This window comes from Candidatus Rokuibacteriota bacterium (assembly GCA_016209385.1).
Taxonomy (GTDB): domain Bacteria; phylum Methylomirabilota; class Methylomirabilia; order Rokubacteriales; family CSP1-6; genus JACQWB01.
Map to the genome: position 1 here is coordinate 1 of JACQWB010000021.1, position 7,486 is coordinate 7,486.

At 71.0% G+C, this 7,486-nt stretch carries 7 protein-coding genes; 2 read left to right on the forward strand and 5 right to left on the reverse strand.

Annotation, left to right across the window (positions count from 1 at the left end; translation table 11 throughout):
* Positions 1-138, forward strand: a 138-nt coding sequence (locus HY726_01365) for a hypothetical protein (protein MBI4607640.1), incomplete at its 5' end; no start/stop codon positions are given.
* A 211-nt stretch (positions 139-349) separates the two neighbouring features.
* On the opposite strand, the gene HY726_01370 is transcribed toward HY726_01365, so the two are convergent.
* A complete protein-coding gene (locus tag HY726_01370; GenBank protein ID MBI4607641.1) occupies positions 350-1,090 on the reverse strand; it encodes a hypothetical protein in 741 nt (246 codons plus the stop codon).
* A 122-nt stretch (positions 1,091-1,212) separates the two neighbouring features.
* Positions 1,213-3,681, reverse strand: coding sequence for a DNA internalization-related competence protein ComEC/Rec2 (locus tag HY726_01375; protein ID MBI4607642.1), 2,469 nt, complete (start codon positions 3,679-3,681; stop codon positions 1,213-1,215).
* 534 nt (positions 3,682-4,215) lie between these two features.
* Here HY726_01375 and HY726_01380 point away from each other — a divergent pair.
* On the forward strand, positions 4,216-4,674 hold the full coding sequence (locus HY726_01380) for a CBS domain-containing protein (protein MBI4607643.1): 459 nt from the start codon (positions 4,216-4,218) through the stop codon (positions 4,672-4,674).
* 220 nt (positions 4,675-4,894) lie between these two features.
* On the opposite strand, the gene HY726_01385 is transcribed toward HY726_01380, so the two are convergent.
* The 3 genes from HY726_01385 to HY726_01395 form a co-directional block, all read right to left on the reverse strand.
* Positions 4,895-5,323, reverse strand: coding sequence for a helix-hairpin-helix domain-containing protein (locus HY726_01385; protein ID MBI4607644.1), 429 nt, complete (start codon positions 5,321-5,323; stop codon positions 4,895-4,897).
* 18 nt (positions 5,324-5,341) lie between these two features.
* Positions 5,342-6,370: a methyltransferase domain-containing protein gene (locus HY726_01390; protein MBI4607645.1), complete on the reverse strand. Its 1,029-nt coding sequence runs from the start codon at positions 6,368-6,370 to the stop codon at positions 5,342-5,344.
* A gap of 285 nt (positions 6,371-6,655) precedes the next feature.
* On the reverse strand, positions 6,656-7,486 hold an 831-nt coding region (locus HY726_01395; protein MBI4607646.1), incomplete at its 5' end, for a zinc-binding dehydrogenase.

Here is a 7,486-nt window from a genome sequence, read left to right on the forward strand (position 1 = left end):
AAGAAGAAGATATTAGGGAAGATGTTGTTGAACGAGATCAAGCCGATCCTCGGGGAGTTGGTGCTCTCGCTGGGAATGAGGATGGACCCGGAGGAGCTTGAGCGGCTTCGCGCGCTGTACGAGAACCCGATCGATTAGAAATCGGAGGGGGCCTCGACGGCCCCCTCCGAAGCCTCCCCCAGGAATCGGTTGCGCGGGCGAAGCCCGCGCTCGAAGGGCGTTACGGAGGGGGACACCCACGCCTTCGGCGCGGGTACCCGGGCCCCCTCGAAACCTCCCCCTCGGCAAGCTTGCGCCGGCGGAGCCGGCGCTCTAACGGCAAGGGGGGCGAAGCCCCCGTCCGAGTCAACTAGGCGCCGCCGTGGAGCCGGTGCGGCTTGCCGCCGTTCTGGGATGCGAGCGCCCGGGCCGCCTCGGCATCGAGCGGGTTGGACTCGAGATCGGGGAGGCAGGTGATCCTCCCCGCGAGGCCCTTCGTCCTGCCCTGGCCCTCTGACCCACCGCGGCGTGCCCCCGCGGACGCGAGCGCGTCGAGGGCGTGGCGCTCGGCGATGAGCAGGAGAGTCGCCAGACGCTCTTTGGCCGCCCGGAGACGCTCCGGGGCCCCGCGCCTCGGCGCCCGCGCTGCCAGCTGTTCGGCGACGCCGACGCACTGGTTGACCACCTCGCGCTCGCCCCGGGCGGCGAACGCCTCGGCCGTGCGGAGGACGCCGTCGAGCGATGCCCGCTCGCGCGCCAGGAGGAGCGCGGCCAGGTAAATCCAGCGCGCCCTGGCCTCCAATGCCCGGGGAAGCCCGGCGCCCTCGCCGATCCTCAGGGCGGCGTCGCCGACATCCATCAGGCCCTCCCAGCGCCGGCTGGCCAGCGCCGCGTCGTGAGCGCGAAGCCACGCCCGCATGGCGCTGTTGACGTTCTTCTTTGCCAGCGCGGCGTCGACCGCCCGGATGTGACTGCTCCACGGGGCCTCGCGTTGAGCCGAGCGGCCGATCGCCTGAGCCTTGGCGCCCCGCTGGCTCACGATCGACACGAGCTTCATTCCCGGGGCGATCACGACGTGGGGGCGGCTCCATCTTTTCGTTTTCTTCCCCATCCTCCCCTCCCTCAGGTCTATCGGCGGCTTCCTGCCAGGTCACGCGCCCGCAGTGCACTCGCTGCTGAAGTCCTGGAAGTAGCAAGGAGGGTGCCAGAGGAAGTGCGTAAAAAAACACGGAGTTATAGAGGGGGGGGTACCGGTTCACTGGCGGTGGTGGTGGAAACCTGAGCGCTGTCCCGCCCTGCTCGCTCTCCCGCGCCCGGCTCAGGCTCGGAATCCAGGAGCCACGTCTGCGTCTCCCGGGTCGCCCAGCGCGTGACGCTCATGGTAGCTCCGTCCATCTCCAGGACGATGGCCCCATCCCGATCGGTGCGGAAGACCCTCGCCCCCGCGCGGTCGAGGCGGTCCAGGGTCTCGCCCGTCGGATGGCGGAACGGGTTGCGCGCGCCGGCGGAGACGACGGCGAGCCGGGGCTGCGCTGCCGCGAGAAACGCCTCGGTCGTGGAATAGCGGCTCCCGTGGTGGGCTACCTTCAGCACCAGGTGGCCGAGCGGTTGCCGCGCCTCCAGGAGCGCCGCCTCCCCTTCCTGCTCCAGGTCTCCCGTGAAGAGGAACGAGGCCAGCCCCCAGTCGAGCCTGAGCACCAGCGAGTTGTTGTTCTCGTCCGAGGCGGGTCCGCGCGGCGAGCCCCGGAGCGGAACCGCCGGCGGGTTGAGCACGGTCACCAGCACCGGCCCCAGCCAGAACCGCGTCCCCCGTGTGAGCGAGCGCCGGATTGCCCCCGAGCGTTCGACGAGCCCGTAGAGCTCCGCGCTCCCCGCCTCCCAGATCCCGTTGTCCCAGAACTCCTTGATCCCGAAGCGCGAGATCACGGCGGCCAGACCGCCGGCATGGTCGGGATCCGAGTGGCTCATGGCGACGACGTCGAGCGCGTGAACGCCGCGGTTCCAGAGGAACGGGGCGATGATCCGCTCGCCCACGTCGAAGCGCCGTTCGCCGCCGGGGCCACCGTCGAGTAGCAGACGCCGGCCGTCGGGAAGCTCGACGAAGATGGCGTCGCCTTGCCCGACGTCCAGGAAGGTCACGCGGAGCCGCCCGTCCAGGGGCTTGAGCCACGGCCAGACGGAGAGGGCGACCACCCAAGCGGCGAGCATTCCGGCGATGAGCGTCGCGCGCGCCGAGCGGTGAAGCCGCGGGACGAGCGCGAGCAAGCCGTAGAAAGCGGCGACCGCGCTCCAGTGGGGCGCCGGGAGGTGGACCAGCGCCCACGGCAGCGCGGACGCGAGCCGCGCGGCGAACCGGAGCGCGAGGAGGATCAACCAGAGGCTCTCGAAGAAGAGCTGGGCGAGCCCGTCCGAGACGGAAGCGGCGAGGAGCGCCGCCAGTCCGAGCGTCGTGGCGAGCGCCGCCAGCGGCACCACCACCAGGTTGGCGGCGATCCCGACCAGCGAGAGCTGGTTGAAGTGGCTCAGCATGATCGGCGTGACCGCCAGCTGGGCGCCCAGGCTCACCGCGACGCCGGCCGCGAGCCACGTCGGCCACCCGCGCGAGGTGAGGACCTCGAGGGTAGAGGGTGTCAGCCAGAGGATCCCGAGCGTGGCGGCGAACGAGAGCTGAAAGCCCGGCTCCCAGAGATCCCCGGGGCGCCAGAGGAGGATTCCGAGCGCGGCCAGGGCGAGGCTGTTGATGGGGTTGGCGTCGCGCTCGAGGAGAAGGCCCAGGAGCAGTAGGAGACCCATCACGGTCGCGCGCACGACCGAGGGTTGCCCGCCGACCACCAGGGCATACCCGACCAGGAGCATCGATGCCACGACCGCCACGAGCCGACGCGGGAGTCCCACGAGCCGGAGCCCCAGAAACACCGTGGACGCGATCAGGGCCACGTTGAAGCCTGACACCGCTAGGATGTGGTAGACCCCCGCACGTCGGAAGGCCTCGTCCATGCTCCTGGGGAGTCCGGTGCGCTCACCGAGGAGGAGGCCGGCCAGCAGAGCGGCCGAGCGCGGCGGCAGGTTCCGGTGTAGGGTCGCTAGCGCCCAGCGTTTCACCCGGACCGTCCAGGGAGGGTCTTCGGGCGTGATGGGCTCGAGCCGGTCTGGACGGCCGCTCCCCACGAGGTAGATCCCTTCACGAGCCAGGTGGGCAGGGTAGTCGAAGCCCGCCGGGTTCCTGAAGCCGAGAGGCCGGTGGAGGCGGAACTCTCCCCGCACCCGTTGCCCCTCGGTGAGCGGCGGGGGCTGGCCGTAGAGCGTCACCTGGACCCGTCCCCGCGCGGGTCGGCGCGCCTGGCCCGCCTCGACAGCCTCGACATCGATGAGCAGCCGCTCCCGGTCGGGGGCGAAGCGCATGGGTTCTTCGACGAGCTGCCCCTCGACCGTGATTCGGGTGGGGAGCGGGAGGCGGGCGATATGGTCGGGGGGAAGCGGAGCGGACCCGGCCCGGATGAAGCCGAGGAGCGCGAAGAGGACGAGCAGGGACGGGACGACCAGCGCCTCGCGCCGGCGCCAGAGGCTCCACACCGAGAGCAGAGCGGCGGCGAGCGCGACGAGCCAGATCCAGCTCCGGTGCGGGCCGATCCAAGCCGCGGCTGCCAGGCCGCCGACGAATGCGCCGGCGACCGGCGCCAGCGGCAGGGCTTCGAGACGCATCGGGCGTAGCCGGGCGCGAACCGGCGGATCGCCTCCACGCGTCGCGCAGCCGACGCGCTCGGCGGGGTGCGCCATACCCGACCGTAGGACGCGCCGGAACGCGGGGTCAACTGTATCGGACCGGAGACAGGGGGGCGGCGCGGGTAGGGGTTGGGGACGCGCCGATCCGCTTGACACCCCCCACCGCCGCGCCTAGACTCCCTTCGAGCGCGGGCTTCGCCCGCGCAACCGATTCCTCGGGGAGGCTTCGGAGGGGGCCGTCGAGGCCCCCTCCGATTAGGCCTAGACTCAGCCAAGTTTCCGGGCTTCAACGCGCGAATCGAGGGGAGGGATGCCTGGTCCCTGGATCGTGTCCCCGGAGCGGATTCGCACGCCTGAGGTGATCCGTCGATCGACCGGTGCGGGGGTTCGAGTCTCCGGGGGCCACGCGGGACACGCTCGAGGAGCCCCGAGGAGGGGGCGGGCCGCTGGAGCGGGGCAGCAGGCGGTAACGGCCGTGGTGGTGCTCAGGGCTCCGGCGGGGGAGGTGCGGCGATGCGAAAACTCCGCGACATCATGCGCTACGGCTTTCTGTTCATGGTCTCGCGCGAGGCCATGGTCTCGGAGGCGGTCCGCGTGATGGCGGCAAACAACGTCGGGATCGTGGCGGTGCTTGACGGCGATAAGCTCGTCGGGGTCTTCTCGGAACGCGACGTCGTGCGTCGGGTGGTCGATCGGGGGCTCGACCCTTCACGCACGCCGGTGGGGGAGGTCATGACGACCAACCTCGTGGTCGCCGACGTGGACGAGGACTACCAGTCGGCGATGAGCAAGATGGATCAGGCCAACATCCGCCACCTGCCTGTCGTGAGCGAGGGCCGCCTCCTGTCCATGATCTCGATCCGCGATCTCATGCGCGTCGAGATTCATGACAAGGGCGAGGAGATCCGCTACCTGCACGAGTACCTCTACCAGGTCCCGCCCGAGATCCAGCGGCCGCAGGGGAGCCCCTGAACCGGCGCCGGGGCGAGTGGCAGTTCGAGCCGAGGGGCTGCCGACGAGCCGCAGGCGTGGCAGTTCGAGCCGAGGCGCTCCGGACGAGCCGCAGGCGAGGACAGCGACGAGGCGAGACCCGAGCAGATGTTCGAGCCGAGGCGCGTCGGCGAAGGCAGCTTCATCGCCTGCGCCCGCGACGAGGCGAGGCCCGAGCTAACAGCCACGAGGCGAGGCCCGATCAGTCTCCGACGGTCACCAGCTCGCGGATCGCGTCGAACTTCTTCTGCCCGATCCCCGGGACCCGGCGCAGCTCCTCGGGCGAGGCGAAGCGTCCCTGACGCTCTCGGGCGTCCACGATTCGCTGCGCGAGGGCGGGACCGATCCCCGGCAGCCGCTGCAGCTCGGCCGGCGTCGCGCGGTTCAGGTCCAGGCGGCCATCGGCCTGGGCCGCGGTTTCGGAGAGCTTGGCGGGACGCGCCGGCGGATCCGTCGCGGGTCCCGGCGAGTCGAGCTTCGGGTTTGCGGTCGGCAGCGTGTCCGTGTCGACCTGCTCGAGACGCTCGGCAAGCTCGGGGAAGCCGGCCCTGAATTCGCGAACGGCCACCCCCACGCCCAGGCTGAGGGCGAGGAAGAGGAGGAGCCAGAGCTCCCGGCGTCGGTAGACCACAGCGGTTGCCGGTGCCGGTCAGGCAGCGGGGTGGGCGGTGAGGAGGGTGAAGCCGTCGCCCACGAGCGTTCGCGTCTGGAGGCTGAAGCCGGCGGCCGCGAGCAGCGACTCCTGCTCTTCGCGTGTGGGAATGACATTCCCCATGCTCAGCTCGCTGAAGGCCGTCATCACCGGTCGCGAGTTCTCGGGGCGGCGCAGGTCCGCCCAGCTCGACGGGTAGGTCTCGTCCAGGATCACGAGCCAGCCGTCCCGGGAGCTGACGCGGGCGCACTCCGTGAGGATCGGGAGCCGGAGCTCGGGGCGGATCTCGTGGAGCACCTGGAGGAGCGTGATCACGTCGAATGGGCCCGTGATCCCGAAACCGTCGCTGCCGGCTGCGCGGAACCCCACCCGGCGCGCGAGGCCCGCGGCCCTGACAGACCGCCGGGCGACCGCGAGCGCCTTGCGGTCGATGTCCACGCCCACGTACTTGCCCGCCGGGAAGGCCTGCGCGAGGGCGAGGAGAAACCCGCCGCAGCCGCACCCGACATCGAGGAGCCTGAGCCCCCGGTGGAGGCGCTCCTCCATCTCCGGTAGCCCCGGCAGCACCTTGCGCGCCACGAGCTTGTGCAGGCCGATCGTCGCGGCTCCCACCTGCTCTGAGAATTTCCGGCCGCGCGCCTGAAACGGGAGCGTCTTCCCGGAGCGCACCACCTCGTCGAGCCTCGCCAGGTCGTCGGCCTCGTGGTCCACGACCAGGTTGAGGGCGTCGCCGTAGTAATAGAGCGAGGCGGGATCGGCCAGGACCTGGTCGAAGCCAGGGGCGAGGCGGAGCCGCCCGCTCTCGTCGGCGTCGAGGAAGCCGAGCGCGTGGGCGGTCCGGCACCAGACCGCCACCGATCTCGGGTCGAGCCCCAGGTCTCCGGCGAGGAGTTCGGCGGTGACCCCCGGCGTTTCGGCGACCTTCTTGAAAAGCCCGAGCCTCAGGCCGGCAGCGACCAGGTAGGTGGCCCGGAACCCCCGGATGTACTCGATGAGCCGGAGGAGCTGCTCGCGCGGCGTGCTCATACTCCCTCGGAGGGGGGCGCACCCACGCCGACCCCCCGCGCTCGCGCGCGCACCCACTTCGTGGGTACCCGGCGCGGGTACCCGCCCCTTCCGATACCTCCCCCCGTGGTAGTTCGAGCCGAGGGGCGTCGGCCATGCCGTGAGGCAGGCCCGCCCCGAGGCGAGGCCCGAGTTGATTGCGCCGGCCGGGTACCCGCCCCGAAGGGGCGGGTGGGCGCTCGAAAGAGCGTGCGATGGCGCCATGATAACGCGACGGTTGACGCAGGGTTGCCCATTGGACGGCGCTCAGAGGGTGAGGGCGGCGCGCGTGATCGCGGTGGAATCGCGGTTCAGCCACTCCGAGGCCCGGAACGCCTCGTCGATCTTCTCCAGCGGGAACTTGTGGGAGAGGAGCCTGTCCAAGGGCAAACGCGACCGGTTCCGGGAGAGGAAGTCGAGCGCGCGCGGGATCACCCACGGGTCGTACATCACGACTCCCACGATGGTCTTGGAGCCCCAGACGAGCGCGGCCGGTTCCAGCTCGACGTTGAGCCCCCGGCTGATCGTGCCGATCTCGAGGTAGGTCCCGCCGAAGCGCAGCATCTCAAGCCCCTCGGGAATCACCTGGGGCAGGCCCACGAAGTCGCAGGCCACGTCCGCGCCCCTCCCGTCCGTGAGCTCGCGGACGCGCTTCACGCGCGCCTTCCGGTCGGCGAGCTCCTTCAGGTTGATCGTGTGGTCGGCGCCGAAGGCCTTCGCGAGGTCGAGCCTGGGGGCGAGCTGGTCCACGACGATGACGCGCGCGCCCATCTCCTTGGCCACCGCCGTGGCCTGGACCCCGAGCCCGCCGGCGCCCTGGATGAGGAGGGTGTCGCCGAAGCGGAGCCCTGCGGCGTGGAGGCCGTAGATGACCTGGGAGAGGGCGCAGTTCACGGGCGAGACCAGCTCGTCGGGGAGATCGTCGGCCACCTTGAAGACGTACCCGCCGGGGCGGAGGTAGTAGTACTCGGCGACCGCGCCGTGGAAGTGCGGGAACTGGGTCGGCCCGAGCGGGCGCCCCACCTTGCTCGGGCTAGCGGCGGGCTGCTTGTTCAGGCACGCGTGGCAGCGGCCGCAGGGGTAGAAGTAGCAGTAGGC

Bases quoted from the DNA above. Each gene is read 5' to 3' on its own strand.
- HY726_01370 (MBI4607641.1), bottom strand. From the start codon at position 1,090: ATGGGGAAGAAAACGAAAAGATGGAGCCGCCCCCACGTCGTGATCGCC.
- HY726_01375 (MBI4607642.1), bottom strand. From the start codon at position 3,681: ATGCGTCTCGAAGCCCTGCCGCTGGCGCCGGTCGCCGGCGCATTCGTC.
- HY726_01380 (MBI4607643.1), top strand. From the start codon at position 4,216: ATGCGAAAACTCCGCGACATCATGCGCTACGGCTTTCTGTTCATGGTC.
- HY726_01390 (MBI4607645.1), bottom strand. From the start codon at position 6,370: ATGAGCACGCCGCGCGAGCAGCTCCTCCGGCTCATCGAGTACATCCGG.